We start from the raw sequence: 25182 nt of genomic DNA, 5'->3' as shown, positions 1-25182 counted from the left end.
CTATAATAATGAACGGATTCAGAGGAAATTAGATAATATGTCACCTATAGCTTATAGGAAACATGTTATCTAGGTGTTTTTTCTTTGTCTCACCAAATGGGGCCAGACCATTGTAGAAATATACAGATAGGATGGCATTTTTTGTTTCAAGATAAACTCCAATGATTTGCTGAGGGATTATATCAATATTTTCCTCCTTCACTTTTAGAACAGCTTGCTAGAGGGGGAGATTTTGTTTAAAGAAAGGGAGTTTTTGCGATGTTACCTGATTATATAAAGATAGCTTATGAGATAGCCCAAAAAGCCCATGCTGGGCAAGTAGATAAAGCAGGTATGGATTATATCAAACACCCTGAGGCAGTTGCTAGCTTTGTAAATACGAACGAAGAGAAGGCTACTGCTTATTTGCATGATGTTCTGGAAGATACTGAGATAACTGCTAATGATCTGTTAAGTGCTGGTATACCTCATAACGTAGTTGAGGCAGTGCAGGTACTGACAAAAGAGAAATACACACCTTATTTTGAGTATCTGAGCAGAGTGAAAGAAAATTCTCTTGCCCGTACAGTTAAACTTGCAGACTTAAAACATAATTCTGATCGTTCAAGACTTGCTAGGATAACAGATAAAGACCTAAAACGATTAGAAAAATACCGCAAAGCGATTCAGTTTTTAGAGGAATAAAAGAAACAGCAACTTCTTAAGTGACGATTTCTTATAATACTAGTTGTTTAAAGAAACTCCTTCTTGCAATGTTTTAAGGCATGTAAGAACAATTCTCTGGTTGTTAAAAAATAAGAGACGATATTCTAAAGGAGTCTAGAATATCGTCTCTTATTATAAGCCTTAAAACGTTAATTCAGGAATATGTAAATGGTTTTTTAATAAGTTCCAAGTCTCATCTAGAATGGGTTTTGGTGGTATGTAAATAATTGTTCCATCCCGACCTCTTGTTAAAATAACTCTATATGCATTGAGTTTAATTTGGAACGGATCTTCGACACCCCATTGATAGTGCTGACCCTTCCAAGTCCCATTTTGTAGATATAGATCATCATCCCAATGAACAAGCGTCATATCTAGTTCAAGACCCTGTGTTTGGAATTCAGTTGAGCTGTAGTTGAGCGCTCTACAATAGTATTGGGATTCGGCATAGTTAAAGTATTGAGCGATCTTACTAGGGCGTTCATATCGTTCATCTCTTGGTAGAACAGGGACTTCTTTTTGATGATCAGCGCCACCAGCACAGACAACGCCAACTGTTTTTGTATCATCCTGATAAAGCTGATGTAAAGTGTGTTTGGCCTTGGCTAAATCACGCGTAATAAAAAGTTGATAATGTTCTTTTGGTAGCTTATGAATAAGCTGTTTTGTTTGTTCAAAATTAGCATCTAATAAGGTATTAATAATTTTATAGTATTTTAAAGCTGCATGAGCACGGAAAGATGAGTTTAAATGTAGCTGAGCATGTGTTCTATAATGTGCTGCATTTGTGAATATAGAATTAGGATGTTTAGAGTGAACAGTCACGTTTTTTCCAGCGATCGCAGTATTCCATAGTGCGAGACCGCCTTCCTCACCAGAATAGATCTCTTGTCCTTCACCGATTAAGCCAATTGTTACACTCCACGGTTTATTGTTTGTTGTAACATTCATTATAATATCTGGTTCACTTAAGTTTTGAACTTCTCGATTTCTTCGAGTGAGTGATTGATCGACTTTTTTTGTATCCCATGCTCGTTGGGCCTCATCAAAAATGATTATTTGTTCTTTTGGAATCATTCTCTTTTCGAGAAAATCCATTTTATAGCCATATAGACCTTGTACGAAGGTTCTATTTTTCAACGTATCTTGTAATACGTCTACTAATGGGCCGTTACCAGATAAATAAACTGCATTTTTCATCTCGTGTGCAATGATCAGACCTAAATATGTTTTACCTGCTCCCGGCTCACCAGATACTAAAATGAGATGATGGGTATTTGTACGTTGAGCTTCTTCAATAATTGAGCGTACAGTTTGTTGTACTTCTGGAAAGTTACTGCTTGATACAGCTTTAATGTCAGGGAGCGGTTCATTATTTAAAATGGATCGAGCAGCTTCTAGCATAGAAGGTGAGGGTTCATAGACACCATCGATTATTTCCTCTAGCGTCAAAGTTGGTACTTTTGTTTTATTGATGATTCGTTTAAGAATGCTTTCCAATCCATCAACAGTGGAGAGGGTTACTTGATATTCTTTTTGGAAAACCCAGCGTTCACCTTCATAGTTTGTAAGCAGCAAAACACCTATGACTTGCATGTTAGATTGTTGAATAGCTGAGTGATAATGTTCAAGATCACGCATATAAAGAGATGTTTGGATATATTCAGAAGGTGAAACGCTATTATAACTTTTACATTCGAGGACTATCAGATAACCATTGATCAGTAAAAGTACATCTGGGCGACGACCGCCTCCGCGTAAAATCTCATATTCAAAAATAAGTGATGCATCTAAATTAGAAAATCGATTAAATAAATCTTGTAGTTTATTATAACTATCAATCCATGCTCTCTTTTGAGAATCTATTTTTGGATCATTTGTATTGTTTTTATAAACATGAGCTAACAATTGTTTAATAAAAAACTGTACATCTAATTGCTTAAATTGTTCAATAGTTCCAGTCCAGCCATAGTTCAAGATAAAGGCCTCCTTGTAATATGGTTTTATATATGAATATCTATATTATACAAAATAAAATAAATAGTTTGGAATAAGAAAAGAGTTAAAATATATTTTTCCTAAAGTATTGTGTTTCAAAGCTTTGTATTATTACAATCGATAAGAATTCAACTTATTTTATAGCAATCGAACAGCTTAAAAAAGAAAAAGTATAAATGTTGGGATGCAACTTAAGTAACGGAAGTACTTGAATAGCGTAGTAGAAAAGGATCGTCGCTTTATATAGAGACGAATTTGGTCTATTTTAAACGATTTTTTAGCGGAAAGAAATATTGATTATATTTATGTATTTGTGATACGTTATATATAAATATATATTTTTAAAATATATAGGAAGTGGGTTTTAATGATGAAAAAACTGTGTTTAGTCACATTTGTTTTGTTTGTAATCCTAATAGTATTCTCTGTTTTTTTAGACCCTTTAAGAGGATTTATAGGAAATGGGATTAATTATATTAGACTAATTTTATACTGCATCATTAGTCTTTTATTGGACATAATAATAGCTAATTTTCTAGTAAAGACAATCAAATGGATACGTAAAAAAATTTTAAATAAGAAAACAAAAGAAATGGAGTTATTTGCATGGACAGGGGGAATACAAGATATTGAAGCTGAATTGCAATTAATAATAGGAAATTCTATTGTTTCAAAAGATATTATTGATAATATTGGTATTATTAAAAAACGAATACAACGATATTTTCATAGAGATATAAATAAATTAAAAAGATTTAGAGCATATTTAAATGTAGTGGAAAAAGATAGTACAGTGCTAGTATTTCAAACATTTATATTCGCAATATTATCATCCGCATTTGCTAGTATGGTAGTAGCAGGAAGAATTGTTGACGTTACAAAATACCTCCTTCCAAAAATGGATAGTGGACTTTCTCAAGTATTCTATTATGGATTAGGTACTGCTTTAGTATTCTTTATCATTGGTATTATGATTGCATATCTTATGAGTCATACTGATAAAACTAGGGTTAGAATAATACAAGAGGTAATCGATATGTGTATTGACGAACTTGAAAATGTGAAGAAATGTTCTGTTAAAAAGAATTTATAGATTAAATCAATAAAAAGTTCCTATATATTATAGGTGCTTTTTATTTATAAGATTAAATAAAAATATCCAGTATTTTTATTTTAAATATTATTGTACATAATAGTAAATATTTACCGACTGAAATAGGCTTTGATGTTCATGAATTAGTAAAAATGGTTAATTTTTATTTATAACAAAAAGGACCTAAATGGTCCTTTTGTTTTGATTAAATAAAATATTGATTTTATCTCACTTATCAAAAAATGGGTTCTCAGATTGTTTTGTATCAATTTTTAAGAGTGTGGTTAATATATTTGTATTTAAAGTTGATAGAATGTAACAGCAAGCCCCTTGGGAATTCTGATGATTTTTTGTTTGTGAATTTTATTTTTTACATAAACAAATCCAGAGACAGCAAAGCAAGAAAGTGAATCCAGCCTTTCCAAAAGGGAAACCCTAGGTTTATACAAAGATAACAGCAAGCCTGTACAAAAGGGATCAACTATTAAAAAGAGAAATAAAAAAGAACAAAGATAATTTTGATAATTATCAAGGAACAATTACCAAATCATTGGAATTTAATCAATTTAAGTCTTTAATGAAGCTAATGAATTTTATACTCAATTTACTGTTGGTAGATGGAATAAAAGCAATGAAACAGATTTATAAAAAAATTTGCAGAAGAAACAATTGAAAATGTAAGATATAAAAATATCCCAGAGGATAAGATTAGAGGATATGTTTATAGATCACTAGAAAATATTTGTGATCACTCAGATTATAAGCGGTCTGAGGAATTCTCAGCGTATCAAGAGGTGATGGGGGAATTTTCAAGTAGTGGAATTAATGAAAATAAACTAAATTCTGGATTACATAAACGTATTGAATTTAATAACAATAAGTTACCATATTGAAGAGAATAAAGAATAGCTTTTAGGAGACTGGAAAAGCTCTGTATTGGATTTAAAATATTAGTCTAAATTAAATGTTTAAGAGTATCAAAGATTCAAGACGGAGTGAATTCTAATTTTTCTTAATATGGAAAATGAAAATTGCTATTGGAAGAATTATTTTTAAATTAATCGGCTTATAGCGTTCTTTTTATTTGAATTGAAATACTATATGATTATATTAATAATTGAATGGATATTTAGGAGGTTCGTTTATGGATATAAAAGAATTAATAAATATAATGTGTGAAAATTTACCAGATTCATTGCAAGAACCTGTGCAAGAGGTGGTTGAAATCGGTGGTGGAGCTGCTCCTGTCATTGGGTCCATATTGAATCATTTTAAATTTAAAAAGATAAATAAAGAATTAAATAATCTAAAAGGAAAAATAGAAAAAATTGCAGGAAAGTTAGATCAAAGTGAAAATGAAGTATTTTTGAAACAGGAAGTCTTCCCTATTGTTCTTAATAGAATAATGAATGATGAACAAGCAGAAAAGATAAAGATTATATTGAATGGCTTCGAATACATAATTGATAATGATATTCTAGATTTTGATAAAATATTTCATTACTATGATGTCTTAGCTGAAATGAGGTTAAGTGAGATTGTTCACCTTACTGAAAAATATGTTGTCCCAATGGAAATGATGAAAAATCCGGAAAAGATGAAGTTAAATATTCAATTAAAAATGGACTACACGGAAGAAGAAAAAGAAGCAGAAAAAGAAAGGGAAGATTTAAAGAGGTACATGGATAATAAGTTATTTAGGCTTGGAATCCTCCAATATGTAAAGGAGCGGGTTGACGAACCATTTCAGGATGATTACATACAAACAGGTATGCCTTATCAGTGGCAGTCTCCTGTACCTGATAAATATGAAATAAATATAGAAAAATATAAATTGAGTAATTTTGGAAAAAGATTTATCAAGTTTTTCGGTGAGGAAGAATAAAAAGACCAATTTCGGTCTTTTTATTTTTCTTGAAAGAAAGGCATTGTGTTTTTGTATCAATTTTCTTTTTTAATTCCTTTAATTTATTTTGAATGGTAGTCTGTGTTTCTGTGCAATTTTGTGATTCGTGAAAGGAAAGAGTGTATAAAACCCCTTGTAATTCATCGTATTTTTTCATATGTCTTTAGATAATCATAATGTGTACTTAGTAGAGGACCAAAGTCTGCAGGAGGATAGTCAGCTAATCATCTTTTTACGATTCCAAAGTCTTCGTAAATCTTTATATGCTGTGTCGATAAACAAAAAGGTTTGTATTTATCATTAGTTATGATTTGATCTCGTCTACAATATAAAATTTTTTGCCTTCAGAAGCATCTTCTTCAATAAGAGAAACATAATCATTAATCTTTAAAGTTCCTCCAGAATGATTAAATATAGTAGCATGTTCTTTTATGTGGTGGATGGGGCAATTATCATGATACGATTACTTTAAATAATTAATATATATATAAAGGAGAGTAAACATGCCTATCTATAACAAATTAGTAAGAGATAATATTTTAGAAATTATCAAAGCCGAGGGTCTAAGCTACAACGCAAGAATACTCACACCTGATGAGTTACTAATGGAAATAAAAACAAAAATGATAGAGGAAGCACATGAGTTTAAGGAAGCTGTTGAGAAAAAGGAAGCTGTTGAAGAACTTGCAGATATTTTAGAATTAATTCATGCTTCATTGGGAGCTTATGGAGTAAAGCTTGAAGAGCTGGAAGCGATTCGTAAGGAGAAAAAAGAAAAGCGAGGTGGTTTTGAGAAAGCTATCTACCTTATTGATGTACAGGACTAATAATTACTAAGGGGGCATTGCATGAATAATTTCCTTGAGAATGACCAAACATTAGAATCTAAATTTCGATCTGTTTACTTGTTTGGAAGAAATGTAGCTACATATAAATTTGCTTTTGCAAAGACACTATTAGAGCTAGGGAATAGTAATAATAGTTTTGTAAGCCTTGAGGAGTTGTCGCCGATATTTGCTAAGTATATGTTAGAGCATATTGGGAATGGCAAAAGGCAAATTACTAGTGCATCATCCAAGTTTATTAATGCGCTAGAATTGTATAATAAACAGAAAATTACATGGGAACAGTTGTTGCAAGTTACTGAAAAAGTAGGCTTCAATAATGTAATAGATGCTTTTCATAACATTCCTAATGGGGAGCTTAATACAGTGTTCTATGAAAAGTCTGTTCAGGGAAAAACGTTAGGTATCACATTAACTGATAGTATTTATATCTTGAATGAAAGTGAACAAAGAGCGAATTTGTTCAATGAGATTGAAGGTAGATGGAACTTAGTAGAAAGTGCTTGGACGGAAAGAAATCCAAAGTTAGAAGTTAGATTCGATGGGGAGCTTGAGCAATTATTCTTTTTGAAGTCTATTACACCAGAGAGGTATTTACACTCTCACGAACGTGTAAATTTAACGTTTGTAAGAAAACCGCTAAATGGGTATCAAAAAGGAAAATGTTTTTATTGTTATAAAAGTATTTCTATTGAGAGTGGTCAACCAAATACCTGTGATGTAGATCATTTTTTACCGCTCTCTGTTCAATATTTATCCACGGTGGATATGGATTTAAATGGTGTATGGAATCTTGTATTAACTTGTCAAGAATGTAATAGGGGGGAACACAATGGCAAATTTGCTAGAGTACCACATGAATCTTTGTTAGAACGCTTATATAAGCGTAATGAATATCTAATTGAAAGTAATCATCCGCTTAAAGAAACAATCATCATGAAAACAGGAAAGAATAGTAAGCTAAGAGCAGAATTTTTAAAAGCAACTTTTAATTATGCTTCTTCTATTAAAGGTTCTGAATGGGTGCCTAAAAAATACTACGATATTGGATTTTAGGATAGATGAATACATTAACTTCTAAGATTTATAAATGTAGACAACCTGCATTTATAAATCTTAATTGAAAGAATGGATTAATGAATCTTCAAGAGATTTGTAAGGTGAAGCTCAGTTAGATGAAATGTATGGGCAATTAAGAAAGTGGTAATGAACAAATTATCTAAATAGTACTTTATATCTCTATAATCTATATATAATAAATGATTATATCTTTAAAAAAGGTGGATAGTATTATTAGAACAAATACCAAATTTGACTAACGACTAGGGGGATCTATAATGCATTTGTATTTTGGGCAAGTAAAGCAATTATTTAGATTAACTCCAAATGAAATAAAGGATTTATTAATAGAAGGATTAAAGTCAAATGCTTTTGCTAAAGAAGAGTTTAGTGAGCAAGAAGTGGACACTTGGGGAATTTCTGTCCAAAAACTTGTGCAGCGACTTAATGAAGGAGATCTTGGAGAAATATCAATCGTATTAGAATATTTTATTCCTGGAAATCTATTAAGACTTGATGCGGTTTTAATTGGCTATAATTCTCAATCGCAATTACATGTAATGATTGTTGAATTAAAGGAATGGGGAAAAATCATTGGTTCACCCGATCCACACCATGTTGATATTGGTGTAAGTCGACAACCAATCCGACAGCATCCAGCAGCACAGTTAAATCACTATGTAACGTCTCTGAGATGTTATCATAGTGAACTTCAAAAGAAAAATTCTATTCAATTAAGTACAATGAGTTATTTACCGAACTTAACTGAAAAAAATCGGCTATTTGAGCCACCCCATACCATTTATGAAGCAAACTATTTGAGATGTTGTTTTGGCAAAGATGAAGAGAAGAAATTATGCTCGTTCTTAAAAGAATCATTTGTGAACAAACCTGTTGCAAAGCAGGACAATGAGTTATTTACTAATGGTATCTATTCAATGAGTGAAGCTAGTCTTGCAGGTATTTCTAAAGCATTACAAGGAGAGCGATTTGTAGCACTTTTAGATGAACAACGAGATGTGAAAATTAAAGCGATGGAGCTTATTAAACATGCTTTTCAAAACAACCATAAGCTAGTGCTAGTCATTCAAGGTAATGCAGGCACAGGTAAGACAATATTAGGTTTAGAACTCATTCGACAATACATAAAAAGGTATCCGTTCACTTATTTTGGTACAATTCCTCAAACACTTAGAACAGTTATTGATGGACTAAATAAAGATCATGCTATGGAACATGGATTAGATGAACCAGCTAAATTGCCAACAGTTAACGCAATATTAAAGTTAAGAAATAGAGGACATATTGTTGTAATAGATGAGTCACATCGATTAACAGATGTTCAAGATGTAATGAGCAATCTATGTTCAAGATTCCAAATTATTGTTCTACTACAGGATGATAATCAGCGTATAAAAATTACTGAACAAGGCACAGTCGATAATATTCGTAGAGCTTTAGGGTATACTCCCGAAATACTTCCACTGCAAACTCAGCAACGAGCAAAAAATAGCGGTACATTCATTCAGAATGTAGATGAATTTTTAACAGGAGACTTATCTAAGAGTGTAGATTTGAAAAAATATGATTTACAAGTATTTGATTCATTACATGACATTGATACTGTACTTAAAGATAAAATGACACAAGGATATAGTGTAAAATGGCTGGCTCCGTTTTGTTGGGATTGGAAGAAGAAAATTGATGATATTCGTATTTGGGATGGACAGACCCAATTTGTAAAAGCATGGAATCCGACGTTAGCTGCGCAATATGAATGGTATAAACAAACAGCTGTTAATCATTTAGAGCAAGTAGGATGTATTTATACGGCTCAAGGCTTGGAGTTTGATTATGTAGGTCTAATCTTTTGGGATGATCTATATTACGATTCTACAAGTAAGCTATGGAAAGTCACATTAAAGGATAATTACGACAATTCGTTTATAAATGAAATAGCAAGAGCTTATGGTGGTACATTTAATAAATATAATAGAACAGTCATTTATAATGGACAACAATATCAAATCGATAATTTTGTAGAAAATGTGAACGCAACAAATGTTGTAAGTGAATTAGTAATGAACATATACAGAGTGCTTTTATCTAGAGGTAAAAAAGGTTTGTATATTTGGTTTAAAGATGTAAAAACAAAATTGTATTTTATGCAGCAATTTAGTCAAAGAAATTAATGGATTATGGTGTAAAAATGAATGAAGTTAAAGAATTAACAGAGGAAGTTATCTTTTAGCATTGATATTATAGGTTGTATCCTTTGCATTATAATGCTTATTATAAGTCTTGTTAATTTTAGAACATGGGTGCATCCTTTTCTATTCTTTATCTGCGGACTAATTTTCTTCATTAATACAGTATATACCCGTAAAGGAAAAGGGCGTAATTAAAATAAAATTGTATCCGTATAACCAAAAAAAGCTATTCTTTTTGTAGAAATATACAGAGAGGATGGCATTTTTTATAAATTTTTTGTTTCAAGATGAACTCCAATGATTTGCTGAGGGATTATATCAATATTTTCCTCCTTCACTTTTAGAACAGCTTGCTAGAGGGGAAGATTTTGTTTGAAGAAAGGGAGATTTTGCGATGTTATCTGATTATATAAAGATAGCTCATGAGATAGCTAAAAAAGCACATGGTGGACAAGTAGATAAAGCGGGTGTGGACTATATCAAACATCCTGAGGCAGTTGCTAGCTTTGTAAATACGGCCGAAGAGAAAGCTACTGCTTATTTACATGATGTTCTTGAAGATACTGAGATAACAACTGTTGATTTGTTAAATGCTGGTATACCTCATAACGTAGTTGAGGCAGTGCAGGTACTGACAAAAGAGAAATACACGTCTTATTTTGAGTATCTGAGCAGAGTGAAAGGAAATTCTCTTGCCCGTACTGTCAAACTCGCAGACTTAAAACATAATTCTGATCGCTCAAGACTTGCTAGGATAACAGATAAAGACCTAAAACGATTGAAGAAGTATCGCAAAGCGATTCAGTTTTTAGGGGAATAAAAGAAATAGCAACTTCTTTAGTTGTAATTTCCTAGAATACTAATTGTATAAAGAAATTACTTCGTGCAAAAGTTTTAAATAATTTAGTTCGCGTTCCCAAGTTCTATCTGCTTCATGTTCTCTTCTTTTTTACCCTCTAATTATCTAAAAAGTTAAATAATATCATTTTAGGATGCGATAGAGTCAGAAGACGTATCCTTAAAAATAGTTTAAACTGTTGATACGTCAATATTATTAGAAAGATAGGTGATTATATGATTCGTGAAGCTGAGCCAAAGGACAGTAATGTAATTGGAAATCTATATAAGAAATTAGCACCCCATAGTAAAAACATTAAGATTTTACCAGAAAGAATTGAACAAATAAGAAAGGATTCTAATAATTTTTTGTTTGTTTATGAGGAAAATTGTAACGTTATAGGAAGTATTTTTATGACTTTTTGTCTGGACCCTGGATATCAATTTAGACCATATACCGTTTTAGAGTATGTGGTTGTAAATGAAGATTTTCGAGGCAAAGGAATAGGGAGGAAATTATTGGAGCATGTAGAGCAGATGTCAATTGCAAGGGAATCTACAAGAATTATCTTATTAAGTAGTGCAACTAGAACAGAAGCACATAAATTTTTCGATAAAAATGGTTATAATGGAACTATAAGTAAGGGGTTTAAGAAGTATATACCTATTAATTAAGTTTAATGAATAAGAATCATTCGTAGTTATATGGATTTGAGGAGATGATTTTTTCTACATCATTTGTGATATAATACGCTCCCAAAACACTTTTCATTTTTGGAATAAATACACGTGTATATTTTCAATTTCATATATAAGTACGGAAAAGTTGTAGTTTTAATTGAAACTACAACTTTTAATTTTAATTTCACTTTTATAGGAGAGGGGAGATGAAGTGAGCTGGAATAAAATTGTTTTAGTACATTTGCTTTATTTTAAAAGTAGTTTGAGGGAAGAGGGTAATTTGATAAATACACTATGTTGTTCATTTCCTTCTTGATTCATACCTGCTTAATAAGATGTAAAGCCTTTATACGTTTTTCTTTTCCATTGCCATAAGCCATTACTTTGATCGAATTCACCATAGTAATGATTGTAATCCAGTTTGTTCCCAGTGTTTTTATTAAAATTATTGTTAATAAAAATACGGCTATTACCTGCATAGATTTGGTTATTGGTAATTACATTGTTCCGGGTATCGTAATTTAATTCGATTTGGCCACTCTCTTGATCTTTTGTATCATTTTTATAAATCACATTGTTCGTAATCGTATTATTTTCAGCATATCCTTGCTGACTATCATATCCACCAATTGCAATGCCACTCATGATATTATTGGATATTGTATTGTCCCTAACAGTAATACGGCTTGCGCTTTTTCCTGCATGTTCGCTAGCTACTTCAATCCCCAGGTCGTTTTCATAGCTTTGATTTTGCTCAAGGATAATTTGCTTCCCACCATCCACATAAATACCATCAGCTGAATATTCATTATAACTAGTATTATTGATGGATGAATTGTGATGGACAATGTTATTACGAACAACTCCATTTCGTGCCTGATCTAAAGCAGCTACTGGAGATACGCCTTCATGTCCAATCAGTACAATTCCAATATTGTTGTTATCATGCACTTTGTTATTGGTAACTTCAAAAGAATCTACATTTCCATTCACAGCAATTGCTTCACTCAATCCTAATTTCAAATTTGCTACTTCGTTATTATCAATGACAATATGATTTAAATTATTTTGTGCACTAGATGAAGTACCGTATACAGCAATGCCATGTGCATTTCCATTCTTTACATTCGCTTCAATGTGATGGATATAATTATTTCTAATATCAATGTAACTTCCTTTTCCAGTGATATAAATACCAATAGGGGTTTCGTTAACTTTCGTTGACTTTAAGTTACGAAATTCTAATCCTTTTACTTGAATATAGTTTTTGTCTTCTATTGTAAATAACCCATCATCTTCTAACTTGACTTTAGAACCATCGAGAATGACTTTTTCATCTTGATAACTTTGAAAAGTAATGGGTGCGCCTGAGGCACCAGAATGAGCGACACGAACTTTTTGGTTATAAACTCCGCCTCTTATGTAGATTGTACTTCCTTCTGTTGCGACATTAGCAGCTTTTTGAATGGTAGCGAAAGGTTGATCTAATGTGCCGGGATTGAGGTCATTTCCTGTTGGAGATACATAGTAATTTGTAACAGAAATTCCATTGCTATTGGATTGTGCAAAGGTAGAGGTAGGGAGTGTGAAAATTAACATACTGAAAGAAAGTATAAAGATAAAAAGCGATTTTTTTAATGAGGGAAATATTGTTTGATATTTCATCATGATCCTCCTTCTTTATTAAGCATTCCTTCTCAACTATATAGTAAAAACTGACGATTTATATCTTGTATCAATAAAAAAACAGGAATGTATTGCGGGTTAAGGGACATCAACTCCTATGGTCTACGTCTTCTATCTGAAACTAAATTTTTAATAATTCATGGTTTTTCGTATAAAATCAAATCATATATACGTGTACTTAAGGAAATATGGATATTAAAATCGGTAGACGAGGGAATGAGAGATACTGATACTAATTTTAAGGAGAGTTATTCAAAATATGTTTTCTATTCAATTAAAGTTTCCCTGTGTATCATGTTAACTATTGTACTAATTTGATTGGTAAGATTAACAGATAATTATTTAAAGTGGGGGTGGTTCAATAAATCTGAAATTAACATTGTTTAATATGAGTGTTCGAAAAAATTTATCAAGTTTTAATATTCGGAAAATCATTTATATAAACAAGTATGTTATGGTAACCTTTAATAAAAGGGGGTAGCGTATATGAATGTTGAAATTATTTCTAAAGAAGAAATCACAAAATTATTAAACGAATGGTATCAAGCTATAATTTCACAAAGTGTATTACAGTCTAATAAAATAAAAGAAGAGATTGCAGATAAAATCAATAATATTAAGGAAGACCAAACAATATTAGTCTACTATGCTTTATTGAATGCACGGTATAATCTGCTAATTCGTGATATGGATAGTTCAAAAGATATTTTGGATAAAATTGAGCCATTACAAGAGCCTACAGAAACATTTTTAGAGTACTATCATCATTTATTTAAAGCAATTTATGCTACTAATACAGCAAACCATAGTGAAGCAAGAATGCAATTTGAAGAAGCTGAAAAGTATTTAGAGTACATGCATGATGAAATCGAAAAAGCTGAATTTAATTATTGGCTTGCAGTTCATTACTATCACATATTGAAACCAATCCTAGCAGTTCAATTTGCTACGAAGGCAAATGAAGTATTTTCAATTAGTCCAGGGTATGAATTAAAAACTGCTGCTTGTTTGAATACTTTAGGGATGGCACACACTCGCTTAAGTGATTTCGAAAGTGCAGAAGAATATTTACTTTCAGCATTGGGTACTTTCCAAAAATCTCATGACGAAAGTCTTACTAAACGTGTAAAGCACAATTTAGGACTTTTATATGCAAGTCAAAACATGTCAGAGTTAGCAATTAAGCATTTAGAGGAATCACTAGAAAACAACGCTAAAACGATGTTTCTTTTAGCAAGAGAACATTTTAAGTTAGGTCATAATCATAATGCTAATGAATATATTGAGAATGGCTATAAGATTAGTGACTTATGTTATCGTCATCATTTTCAAATTTTAAAAGCAGTACATAACTATGCACCACAAGAAGAATTAGAAAAGGTGGTCATGGAAGGTATTTCGTATTTTGAAAAAGAAGAATTATATGATTGGGTAAAAGAATATGCTTATCTTTTAGGTAATATATTCTATGGTTCAGAAAATCACGAAAAAGCCAGCAAGTATTTACACATCGCTTTAGATGCAGACAAAAAGAGTATAGAAAGAAGGGCGCTAAAATGAAAAAAGCAATCTTATTAATGATGATGTTATCCGCTGTTTTTACTTTTGGTCTTACTAATGTAAAAGACGTATCACAAAATGAAACTATTGAAGTGTTTATGGATCATGGAGAGCATATTTAATTATCTAAAAAAAGAGGGAGCTGCGAGCACCCTCTTTTTTAATTATGACCATATCAATTTAGAAATAACATAAGTAGCAGTAGGAATGAAAAATATAAGAGATAATGTTCCATAGTACCAAATACTGTCTGATTTACATTCTTAAATACCAAACCATACATTCTTCTTTACACCCAATGCTTTTAAGGGTGAAGTTCCGGCTGCTATAACGATTGAACCGCTTCTATTTACATCACCGACTACTGCTAATTTTGTATGCATAGGGTCTAATCCCATTTTGATGCAACTTACTGAAGCGTAAAAACTTCATAGAAATACACATAAGATGATTTTATTCGTTAGGATTGAATAGTTATATACTGTGATTGCCCATTCATCAAAGAGCGTATGTTCTTTTATGAATGGGGGTTTTAAATATAATGTAAAAAGAATCTTTTAAATGCAAAAAAATTCTCTTTTATATTATAATCACCAAATGTCGTTAATTATGATTTTGAAAGAAGTAAAAATAATGGTAATTTATCCAATCGGTATTACATTGTTAATCTTTATTCCTATAAGAACAATGGGTATCAAGAACCAAAGGAGACTTTAAAATTTGGAAATCGAGATACTGATAAAAATGAATGGATGCATATTGAAATATATCCCTCAAAAGTATTTATTCGTATAAATACTTTTGAGGGAAGAAAACAAGTAATTCATCTAACTTTTTAATTATTTTAGTTACAATGCTTTCCTTTTCCTATTTTCAAAATTCAGTTGAAACCAGTATTTTTAAACCGATTTTGGACATTGTGTTAATTATTCTTTTAGTCATTTATAGTATAAATATGTCATTAAGACTTTATGGGATTTTTAAAGAAAAGAGAGGTGAATAAAGTGTACAAGTTTGAGGATAAAAAGAAATTACTCTTTTACATAATTAAGTATTAACGACAGCAGATGTAATGGGTGTTCTAGGCATTAGTAAAGCGAGAATTAGCAGAATGATTAAAGGTGGTAAACTTGTGCCATTTAAGAAAATGGAACGAGTGAGTTTATTTCTTTGTGAAGATATTGGAGAGAAGAAAGAATTAGAAAAATTACGTGATAAGTATAGACCCTATGATGAAGACTAGAAACGTTCTAGAGGATCATTTTATATATAACTTAATATTTAGTTTTATTGATTTTTTATGTAGTTTTCTTTTATTCTTGTATAGAAGGAGGCTATCATATATGAGAAAAATCCGTAAAGACATTCGATCTATTACTCGATTAGTCGTTGCTTTAGCAATTATTACAGTGATTATTGTAATATGTAATACCATAGGAAATATGAAAATGTTAACAGAAATGCTTCAGGAAACAGCAAAATTAGGAATAAGTACAATTATAGGCTTAATTGCAATTTCTATTGCTTGTATGTCTTTTCAAAATCATGAATCTAGAACGGAAAATAAAAACTTTTATTTGAACTATTTGACACTGATGCTCGTTACGTTAACTTTTTTACTCACAACTTTTTTGTTCCCTTATTTGCCGATAAATTCTAATTTGTATGTGTATTATGCAATTTTTATCATTTATTTTCTTTTGGGGATAATTTTGTTGGGGGGATCATTAATAGCTACTTTTGGGGTTATTAAGAAGGCTTTTGAATAGGAAGGAAAAACCAATAATCATTTCCTATAAATAATTTTTGATTTTTTTATGGAGATAGACAAAAAGGGATGAAGATAATTCATCTCTTTTAAATGTTTTATTGTTTTCAGTAATACCTAAATGCTTTTTAATGTATCTTGTAGCTTTTGAGAGTAGTTTACATTATTAGCTGTTCTTATCTTATTTATAATCATATCTTATCAACAATATAGTTTAAACTGACGACTTATATCTTGTATCAATAAAAAAAGACCTGGAACTGAATTCCGGGTCAAAGGACATCAACCACCGTGGTCTCCGTCTGCCATCATACTTTGAACGATTTTTATTACGTGACTACCTGTTTGAGATGTAATTCCCAATGTAAACATTAGAGCAGCAGCAATACTCATCAATTTAATTAGCTTTTTCATTTTAAAGCTCCTTTCGCATCGGCTTTTTTCTTAGCTTGCATTGCTTTATAGAAGTATGTACCTGCTTTGGCATGCTGGCCTTGTTCAAAGTATTCAATTCCTGCAAGAACGGTAGCTTCTAATTTCTCAGCGGTTTGATGCCATTTCTAAAATATTCTCCGTATAATACTCCCCTTGCGTTGAATTGAGAGTCGTTACAAACTATGTTTAGTAAGAACATTGAACTATCTATTTTTTTAATTATAATAAGATTATATATAAATATATAATTTTAACAAAATTCATTTCAAAAGGGTGGTAATTCAAATTGAATTTAGGACTAATTGTCGGTATTCTGCTAATACTTGTTTTTGGATGGGTTATAATATCAGGGATTCGTAACGGAGACGCTACTATCTCACAAATGTTTGGAAGTGTAATTTGTATTTTTGTATTAATTTGGCTAACTAAAGGTTGCGTACCTATATCAAAAGAATCGTATGAAGAACAAATTGTATCTAATGTTGAAGGCTTCCAACATGATGCTATACAATTTCAAAAAGCTATTGAAAACTCCTTTAACTACTATGAAAAGGGTAATGTAGTGTATTCGAAAGAAGAAGCAAATACTATATTAACAGATATACTTAATATTCAGGACACTGTAAAAAATCTAGAAGAATCACAAAGAGAAATCAAAAAGATGAAAATACCTGATGAATACAATTCCGCCCATACAGATTTGGAAATAGCTACGCGTTACCTTGTATTAGCAGCAAAAGCTATTAGTTTGTTTAAAGAAACAAACGATCCTGAAGCTCTAAATAAGGCACATGAGTACCTTAATCAGTACAGTGCCAACATAGAAACCGCAGTTATTGAGTTTAAAAAAGTAAATGATATAGATATTATTAAAAAATAACACATATTAAAACGATTATGTTCTCTAATTTGTGGGCGGAAAATACAAGGAAGGGAAAAAGATATACTTTATTGAAGACTTAATGTGTTATAAATAGTTTAAATTGTTACCCTGGGACTAGGAATATAACCCAAGACAAGATCAGTTGGTAGCATAATTTTTAATGTGTAGGTTAATGTAGAAAGAGAAGAGGGAATATAAAGAGATAAATTTCTAAATTGTATCTAATATCTCAAAAAGCTTTTTAATAGTCTTATCAGTTTCTGAAATAATAAAGGATACGAATTTTGTTCGTATCCTTTATTGTTATTTGTAAGTTTAGTTTTGAATTGAATCTTTTTGATTTTAGAGAATTTATTTATATTACTATTTCAAGTAATATGAAATGTATTTTATTCGGCATGTGTTTGCATATATTGAATGTTTACGTATTTAATTGGTTATTTAATATGATCTGATAATTTAGATATTCTTTTAATAATTGGAGGTCTCCAATTATATAAAATTCTTTCTTAGCGCGTGTGATTGCAACATTTAAAATATTGGGTTCCTTACACGCCCATTCTGCAGCGGTTTTCTTCGTATAATCTGTACCTGTAATGAAGAAAACCACTTCTGCTTCTTTCCCTTGAAATGTATGAACGGTTCCAATATTGTCACTTACCCAATCTTTATACCAATCATTTTCTTGTTGTGCAATATTTATTAATAGTTTTCGATATGCTTCGGCAGCTTCATCAATACCATCATGACGTAATTCTCGTTTTAATGTGTTTAGTAGTAGCGTCCAACAATTGTCTTTTCTTTTTAAGAATTTTATTGTTTCGTTTTTAACAGCCGTAAAAGGCGTAATAATGTAGATGGAAGGTGGTTTTAATTTTTTATCTGCAATTAATGTTAAAAGGTTTTCAAATTCTTCCAAGCGTAGCTGTGGGCTGTACGAAATAAATTGTTTGAATAATTCTTGGAGAGATAGTGCGTCTAGCTCTGTTGAATTTTCTGGCTGTGCCATAAAGTGTTCATAAAACAATTCTTTTAATACCATTGCTGGTTCGTTTCCAGCAAGTTCCCACATTTTCATTAATAGCTGGTATTGAATCCTTTGTTTCCAATACACTTCTAATTTTTGTTCGAGCTCTACTGCTTGTTCTTTAACAAATTGTTGAGTACTTACTTTCCCTTTAACATCATACCACTCACTTTTTCCTATTCCTTCGTTTCCTAATACCATTTTTCCACCGTAAGCTAATTCATTGGCCATTGAAAACATAGGCTCTAAGCAGCGACGATGTACCCAAAGTGGCATACCAATCCATCGATTATCTTGGACAAAAGAACCTTTATAATTGCTGCGATCTGCTACAGTTTGAACAGAACACTTGATGCCTAATATGTCTTCCTCAAGGTTATAAATTTTACGTAGATCTTCTAACATTGTATTGTCTGTTGTAACCACAGGCTCGATTTGCAGTGGATCACCTACAACCATTACTTTCTGAGAGCGCCATAAAGCTCCGACTGCTTGTGAGGGTACAGCTTGACCAGCTTCATCAATCATTAAATAGGGTATAAAGTCTTTGTCAATACCGCGATACATCGATGCAAAGCTTGCAAAAGTTGTACTCACAACAGGGAAGAAACAGTGGACAGTATGCCACATTATATGAAGCTTTTCAATCGATTCCTTTTGGTTTAAATCTAATGTGTTTTTCTTTTCTAATATAGATAATGCCGCACGTAATTTTTCACCATGAATGAGAATAAAGTGATTTAATACATGAATTGCCTTTATAAATAATTTTGAGCGCTTAATGTTTAAATTATCTGTTTGAAATAATACACTTTGCTGACGTTTTTCGTAATTTGAAACGTTCCAAAAGTCATCTGTCGACTGTAGTAGTGTTTCATCTGCTTCTTTACGTCCTGCCATCATTTGTAAGATGGCATATTTCTCTGCTTCTACCTCATTTTTTAATTGAATGAATTCATCACAAATTGTTTTCCAATTTTCTTTTGCTTCATCACGAGCTGCTTTTGATTTATTCCATTCAGTCATTACACTGAATTTACGATTTAGTAATTGTTGTGCTGCCTTTTTAATATTAGAACTGTTACCAAGTGCTACTGAAAATAGTCCCCAGCTATCCTGACTAATCATTTTTTTTGCGGTTTTTGGGGCATATTGATAAGTCATTAATTCTTCTAAAAAGCATCCATCAACTTTCTTTTGTTGAGGTAATTCTTTTGAAATATTTTCAACTGCGCCATTATTACTTGATGCAACAACTATTGCATGTTTTGTAATGGATGGTGCAATTTCATAAATAAAACGCTCTACTTCTTCATTTTCTTTAAATAGATGTGGAATTTTTTCTTTAAGGCTTGTTTTCTTTATCATGTCATTAACGTTGTCTCTAAATCGAGTCATTGCATCTGCTTTTTTTACAACAATTTCTGCAAATATATCTTGTAATAGTGTTGTTTTGCCTGTACCTGGTGGACCATTTACCGAACTGACAGGAGTATTTGATACGAAAAATTCATTTACAGCTACCTGTTGCATTAATGATAATCGATGCTTAATTGGCGAAGGCCATCTTCCTAAGGGAAGGCGATCTGGATGTAGAATATATTCGATATATTCACGGTTTTCATTAATATCTTGCCGGTTTGTTGCAGGTGTTAGAAATGTTGCTAGTGTTTCGTTTAAATCATTTTTCGCGTACAGTAAGTCCTCTGTAAAGAAGCTATTAAACTTCATATTTTCTTCATCTTGTTCTTGTTTTAAGATACACTCTAATACATAAATTTCTGAACGTGGTAAAGTTCCAAAAAATTGTTTGAACTGTTTGTTGAATTCATCTAACCATTGATCATTGAAGAGACCGCCATTAATTGCATTTGCTTGTGTATTTAAAAGGTATTTATGTTCATTATACAATTGCATAAAGTCTACATCCTGTAACCCACCATGCTCTTCCATTAATTTAATATAGAGCTGTAAATAGGGGATGAAAAGTGATTCATCAATGTATTTACCATCTTTATCAAATTCTACATAATAGCTAAAACAGATTGTAAAAGAGGGATTAATAATCTCTTCTTTCACTTTGTGTAAATAGCGTTGATAATGGGTTAATTCATGTTCGTAATATACATTGCCATAAAAACCAAAGCGTTTCTGAATTTGCTCTGTTTTTAATTCAAGTTGCTGCCAAATTTGTGGAAACTCTATTGTTTCCGCATCTTTGAATAGTGAAAACTTTTTTACATAACTTTCTTTTTTTAAATATTTTTTTGCTATAGGCTCTTTTAAATATTTCGTTTGAATTTGTCCTGGTGTTAATGTTTCCAAGTTCCACCATGCTTCAATTATTTTTTCTGGTTTACTCATAACTACAATCCTTTATTTGTATTTGTTAAATACATTATATAAATAATCAATGGTTCTTGGAAAGATATTAAATTAGTACCTTTTCTTAGCGATGGTTAGTTGTATTCATTCTTTAATATAAGATAACCATCATAATAAGATTGAATGTAAATGGTTTATTGCTATTAATCTCCTTTTTAAATTGTTAATAAAAAGGTCTAGGGGAAGCATACTTTTTGTTAATTGCATTAATATATTAGGAATAAATGTTATGATATATTTTGGAAATATAAGCAATAGGGAGAGGTTTAAGTGGAAAGAGTATTTTCCTTTTTTTCTAACACAGTCGAAGAATTTGCAGCATTTATAAAGGCAGGTACTTTTTATTGGCCCCGAGCGCTTGCAAAAAAGACGAAGTATCAACAAAAAGGTAATGAATATGAACAAATGGAAGAAAATATTGGGGATGCAGTTTATATTGTTGTAGGGACAAAGGTTAAAAATGATATAAAAGACCCCATATTAAAGGGAAAGATTACAGGAGCACCAATGATTACGCATAAAGGAATTATAAAAGAGGTATATAACCGACCTGTTATGGGGTATCGATATACACATGGTCGTAATACTATGGATAAATCATTTATGCTTCCTTTTGAATTCCTCAAAGAGATGAAACAATTAGATACATATATGGGGAAGGAATTTTCTACCGAAAATAAAATAGAGTTAGAGCAAGCTATTGAAATGGGAAAGATAATTAAGCGTTTATTAGATCATGATGAGATTCACTTCCAAAGAGCTTTTATTAAAAAAGGTACTATTTTTATTAAAAATGATAATTCAGAAAGTGTTTTTAGGTTGGATAATATGTCGGTAGATTTGTCATATAAGGAAGCTGGTGTCAGTGAGCGACTAACTTATCGGGAAATGCCTAGTAAACAGTCAGTACATAAAATTGTGGAAGAGTGTAATAAAGCTGGTTTAAATGGAAAGAAACTCATTGAAAACTTGAGAACATGGCGTGCTAAAGAATTTGTTAAAGTTGAAATAGAAGAAGAGATTTTTCAGGAGCTAGATGGAAAACTTCAAGAAGGTGTAAGTACAAGACTAATTGAAAAAGAAGATAATAGTGATAGTTTACTTACAGATATAAAGAAGAAAATTGGTTTTGATTTTAATAACACAGAAAATCAAAAGGATGTGGTACATATGAATTTACCTAAAAATCAAATTTTGTATGGTCCGCCCGGAACCGGGAAAACTTATTCAGTTGTTCGAAAAGCGTTGGAAATAGTTGATCCGGAGTTACATCAGCAGTTAATAGGAAAAAATGCTGATCGTAAAGAGTGGATGGGTGCATACCAGCAATATACTGAGGAGAAGCAAATTCAATTTTGTACATTCCATCAATCATATTCATATGAGGATTTTGTAGAAGGCTTACGTAGTGACGCAGAGGGAAACTTCAGGCCAACTAATGGTATATTTTTAGATATTTGTAAAGAAGCAATGGATAGTAATAAAATTATTAACCCGGCTTATGAGTTTGATGAAGAGGAAACAAACTTTTACAAAATGTCTTTAGGTAAAAAAGACCTTGATACTGATATTTATAAATTTTGTATTGATAATAAATTAGTTTCAATTGGTTTTGGAGATGATTTAAATTTTTCAAAATGTAACACAAAAGATGATATCAAAGAATTAGTTGAAAAAGATTATAAAGGGAAAGATAAAAAATCTACAGTTTTAAATAATATTAATCGTTTTAAACACTCGGTAGAAATTGGTGATATTGTTGTAATATCATATGGGAACTCATATATTCGTGCAGTTGGACGTATTACAGGAGAATATGAATACAAAGAGAATACAGGAATACGCTATCACCACTTTAGATCAGTAGAGTGGCTATATAAAGGTAAGTTAGTTCCTGTTGAAGAGATTTTGATTAATGGGGAGTTTACTATGCAATCCCTTTATAATATTCGTAAAGAAAATTTGAATTTAGAGGCACTTCAAGAACTGATTAGTACAGTTGAAATCGCTCAAGAAACGAAGATGAAAAACTATGTATTAATTATGGATGAAATTAATAGGGGCAATATTTCGCGTGTTTTTGGTGAGCTTATTACATTAATAGAAGATGATAAAAGAATAGGAAGGGAAAATGAGATATTTGTAAAGTTACCGTATTCTCGTAAAAAGTTTGGAGTACCTTCGAATTTGTATTTAATTGGGACAATGAATACGGCAGATCGTTCTATTACATTGATGGATACTGCTCTTAGAAGACGTTTTGAGTTTATTGAAATGGTACCGAATGTCTCTCTATTACCAGAAGATATTGATGGCATAAATGTAAAAAAACTAGTGTATACCATTAATCAAAGAATAGAGTATTTATATGATAGAGATCACACAATTGGACATGCTTTCTTCCTGTATGATGATTTATCAGAAAGAAAATTAATAAATATTATGAAGAAAAAGGTTATTCCTTTATTACAAGAGTATTTTTATGATGATTGGGAAAAGATCGAGATGATCTTAGGTGGAGCAGCCAGTGACGATAGTTCTTGTTATTTCTTGAAAAAAGAAAAAATAAAGCCAGCGGATATTTTTACCGTGTTAAATAATCATTACTTGGAAGAGCAAGTTAAATATTCAATTGTTCCTCAGCCAAATAAGCAGGCATTGATGAATATTTATAAAGGGCAAAATAGTTAATGAAGAACATTGTATTAACGGAATGTCATGACGTTATAGGGATTAATGAGAATGCAGGGGATAACAAGACAATTACACCATCACAAGCAGATGAACTGGCTAAGTTTATTGAAACCCAAAAGCTTAAAAGTGAGTATATAAGCTGGGGAAATAAGAGTATTAAGTTTATAAATTATGTTGGGTTTATTCAATGTTCAACGTTTTCTATAGAAATCTTACCCAAGGTAGCATTACATAATGATTATAATCAAATGCGTAAGGTGTTAATTGGGATGCTAAATGATTGCGGCTATTTGAATGTTAAGACCTCGACTTTATCCCAGTTACAATTAATAGATGGATCTTTACTTGAAATCTTTGGACGAATTTATGCATCCCATTTATTTAAAGAGCTGATCAAAGGTATTATGATGGAGTATCAACAAGTAGAGAACAATTTAATGATGTTAAAAGGTTCTCTTATTGTTCAAAAGCATATTAAAGAAAACTTGAGCCGAAATAAGAAGTATATGGCATATTGTGAATATGAAGAAAGAACTATTAATCACGAGATTAACCAAGTATTTGTAGCTGCTAACCAATTACTATTGAAAAATATTAAAGATATAGAGACTCAAAAAATCCTAAAGCAAATAAATCATATGTTAGATGGGATACAGCTAAGGAAATTCTCAAAAAAACAGTTAACGAGAATAAACTTAGATCGGATAAATAAAAGGTTTGAAACACCTTTATTGTTAGCGAAACAGTTTCTAATGAACGTTACAGCGAGTTTTAGTGTGAAAAATAATAACTCATTTTCATTTCTCTTTGAGATGAATGATTTGTTTGAAAAATACATAACAGCTTTAGTAAAACAAGTAACTAAGCATGCTGTATACCAGCAGCATAAAGAATATAAATTACTTGTAAATGAACACAATGGTAATGATATTTTTCAGCTAAAACCAGATATTGTTGTTGATAACGGTAATGCACAAATTATTATTGATACAAAGTGGAAAACATTAACGAGTGGAAATCGTTCCGGAGTGAAACGAGAAGATTTATTTCAAATGTATGCATACTTAACGCGATATGAAAGTGCGAAAACAGCAATTTTGTTGTATCCAAAGCAATTAGAACTTGAAATAGACTACAATGAACATATTCAATCTTGGTATTTACATGTAAATAAAGAGAAAAAGATGAAGGTATATGGTGTATCGCTAGAAAGTAGAGGTGACACAATTAAAGAACTGAATAAGATTCTCCAAATAAATGAATAGTAAAAAAACAAATAAATATCAATTAGTTGTATTTAAAGTGATAAATGGAGGATTAATCACTTTAGATGATAGTGCAAATTTAAAGCTTAAAAATAAGGGTTTATATGTTGTATTACAATTGAAAAGAGACTTAATACTAAAAAAT

The 25182-nt window shown here is 31.2% G+C and carries 18 protein-coding genes and 4 pseudogenes; 17 read left to right on the top strand and 5 right to left on the bottom strand.

Translation table 11 applies throughout. From position 1 onward, the window contains the following. Nucleotides 1-73, top strand: a 73-nt coding sequence (locus ACUN13_RS22800) for an IS3 family transposase (protein WP_411511861.1), incomplete at its 5' end; no start/stop codon positions are given. A gap of 185 nt (nucleotides 74-258) precedes the next feature. Further along, nucleotides 259-684 (top strand): HD domain-containing protein, encoded by a 426-nt coding sequence (locus tag ACUN13_RS22795; RefSeq protein ID WP_074624944.1) that lies wholly within the window; start codon nucleotides 259-261, stop codon nucleotides 682-684. A 162-nt stretch (nucleotides 685-846) separates the two neighbouring features. On the opposite strand, the gene ACUN13_RS22790 is transcribed toward ACUN13_RS22795, so the two are convergent. Next, nucleotides 847-2682, bottom strand: coding sequence for a DNA/RNA helicase domain-containing protein (locus tag ACUN13_RS22790; RefSeq protein ID WP_445423981.1), 1836 nt, complete (start codon nucleotides 2680-2682; stop codon nucleotides 847-849). A 113-nt stretch (nucleotides 2683-2795) separates the two neighbouring features. Here ACUN13_RS22790 and ACUN13_RS22785 point away from each other — a divergent pair. The 8 genes and pseudogenes from ACUN13_RS22785 to ACUN13_RS22750 form a co-directional block, all read left to right on the top strand. Then, nucleotides 2796-2899 (top strand): annotated as a pseudogene (locus ACUN13_RS22785) (IS6 family transposase); the annotation flags it as partial. A gap of 171 nt (nucleotides 2900-3070) precedes the next feature. Then, on the top strand, nucleotides 3071-3796 hold the full coding sequence (locus ACUN13_RS22780; RefSeq protein WP_445423980.1) for a hypothetical protein: 726 nt from the start codon (nucleotides 3071-3073) through the stop codon (nucleotides 3794-3796). Between the two features lie 1144 nt (nucleotides 3797-4940). Continuing rightward, nucleotides 4941-5681 (top strand): hypothetical protein, encoded by a 741-nt coding sequence (locus ACUN13_RS22775; RefSeq protein WP_016090538.1) that lies wholly within the window; start codon nucleotides 4941-4943, stop codon nucleotides 5679-5681. A gap of 524 nt (nucleotides 5682-6205) precedes the next feature. Continuing rightward, on the top strand, nucleotides 6206-6529 hold the full coding sequence (locus ACUN13_RS22770) for a nucleoside triphosphate pyrophosphohydrolase (RefSeq protein WP_025687507.1): 324 nt from the start codon (nucleotides 6206-6208) through the stop codon (nucleotides 6527-6529). 21 nt (nucleotides 6530-6550) lie between these two features. Continuing rightward, nucleotides 6551-7603 carry an HNH endonuclease domain-containing protein gene (locus ACUN13_RS22765; protein WP_246963547.1) on the top strand — a complete coding sequence of 351 codons (1053 nt, stop codon included), beginning with the start codon at nucleotides 6551-6553 and terminating at the stop codon, nucleotides 7601-7603. A gap of 281 nt (nucleotides 7604-7884) precedes the next feature. After that, a complete protein-coding gene (locus tag ACUN13_RS22760) occupies nucleotides 7885-9798 on the top strand; it encodes a DNA/RNA helicase domain-containing protein (RefSeq protein ID WP_246963548.1) in 1914 nt (637 codons plus the stop codon). Between the two features lie 412 nt (nucleotides 9799-10210). Further along, a complete protein-coding gene (locus tag ACUN13_RS22755; RefSeq protein WP_445423979.1) occupies nucleotides 10211-10636 on the top strand; it encodes a GTP pyrophosphokinase in 426 nt (141 codons plus the stop codon). A 254-nt stretch (nucleotides 10637-10890) separates the two neighbouring features. Further along, nucleotides 10891-11328, top strand: coding sequence for a GNAT family N-acetyltransferase (locus ACUN13_RS22750; RefSeq protein ID WP_016090543.1), 438 nt, complete (start codon nucleotides 10891-10893; stop codon nucleotides 11326-11328). Nucleotides 11329-11580: 252 nt separating this feature from the next. Here the strand turns inward: ACUN13_RS22750 and ACUN13_RS22745 are convergent. Further along, nucleotides 11581-12999 (bottom strand): annotated as a pseudogene (locus tag ACUN13_RS22745) (right-handed parallel beta-helix repeat-containing protein). 507 nt (nucleotides 13000-13506) lie between these two features. Between ACUN13_RS22745 and ACUN13_RS22740 the strand changes: the two are divergent. Together ACUN13_RS22740 and ACUN13_RS22735 are read left to right on the top strand one after the other, a co-directional pair. Further along, complete coding sequence (locus ACUN13_RS22740) at nucleotides 13507-14580, top strand: response regulator aspartate phosphatase (RefSeq protein ID WP_445423978.1); 1074 nt, start codon at nucleotides 13507-13509, stop codon at nucleotides 14578-14580. Beyond that, nucleotides 14577-14702 (top strand): hypothetical protein, encoded by a 126-nt coding sequence (locus ACUN13_RS22735; RefSeq protein ID WP_000709205.1) that lies wholly within the window; start codon nucleotides 14577-14579, stop codon nucleotides 14700-14702. The genes ACUN13_RS22740 and ACUN13_RS22735 overlap by 4 nt, the downstream gene beginning before the upstream one ends. A 162-nt stretch (nucleotides 14703-14864) precedes the next feature. On the opposite strand, the pseudogene ACUN13_RS22730 reads toward ACUN13_RS22735, so the two are convergent. Then, a pseudogene (locus tag ACUN13_RS22730) lies at nucleotides 14865-15068 on the bottom strand (DNA repair protein); the annotation flags it as partial. Between the two features lie 483 nt (nucleotides 15069-15551). On the opposite strand from ACUN13_RS22730, the pseudogene ACUN13_RS22725 reads away from it, so the two are divergent. Together ACUN13_RS22725 and ACUN13_RS22720 are read left to right on the top strand one after the other, a co-directional pair. Then, a pseudogene (locus ACUN13_RS22725) lies at nucleotides 15552-15823 on the top strand (helix-turn-helix domain-containing protein). 100 nt (nucleotides 15824-15923) lie between these two features. Continuing rightward, nucleotides 15924-16349 (top strand): hypothetical protein, encoded by a 426-nt coding sequence (locus ACUN13_RS22720; protein WP_086419630.1) that lies wholly within the window; start codon nucleotides 15924-15926, stop codon nucleotides 16347-16349. Nucleotides 16350-16630: 281 nt separating this feature from the next. Here ACUN13_RS22720 and ACUN13_RS22715 read toward each other — a convergent pair whose 3' ends face one another. Continuing rightward, nucleotides 16631-16762, bottom strand: a complete 132-nt coding sequence (locus ACUN13_RS22715; protein ID WP_445423977.1) for a hypothetical protein — start codon at nucleotides 16760-16762, stop codon at nucleotides 16631-16633. A 307-nt stretch (nucleotides 16763-17069) separates the two neighbouring features. Here ACUN13_RS22715 and ACUN13_RS22710 point away from each other — a divergent pair, with 307 nt between their 5' ends. After that, a complete protein-coding gene (locus ACUN13_RS22710) occupies nucleotides 17070-17663 on the top strand; it encodes a hypothetical protein (protein WP_445423976.1) in 594 nt (197 codons plus the stop codon). Nucleotides 17664-18087: 424 nt separating this feature from the next. Here ACUN13_RS22710 and ACUN13_RS22705 read toward each other — a convergent pair whose 3' ends face one another. Next, a complete protein-coding gene (locus ACUN13_RS22705) occupies nucleotides 18088-21057 on the bottom strand; it encodes an AAA domain-containing protein (protein WP_445423975.1) in 2970 nt (989 codons plus the stop codon). A gap of 426 nt (nucleotides 21058-21483) precedes the next feature. Between ACUN13_RS22705 and ACUN13_RS22700 the strand changes: the two genes are divergently transcribed. Then, on the top strand, nucleotides 21484-23769 hold the full coding sequence (locus ACUN13_RS22700; protein ID WP_445423974.1) for an AAA family ATPase: 2286 nt from the start codon (nucleotides 21484-21486) through the stop codon (nucleotides 23767-23769). Beyond that, nucleotides 23769-25037 (top strand): McrC family protein, encoded by a 1269-nt coding sequence (locus ACUN13_RS22695; RefSeq protein WP_445423973.1) that lies wholly within the window; start codon nucleotides 23769-23771, stop codon nucleotides 25035-25037. The genes ACUN13_RS22700 and ACUN13_RS22695 overlap by 1 nt, the downstream gene beginning before the upstream one ends. Nucleotides 25038-25182: the final 145 nt, after the last annotated feature.

Source organism: Bacillus cereus group sp. Bce041 (assembly GCF_052646455.1).
This window is presented reverse-complemented; position numbering and strand designations above follow the sequence as displayed.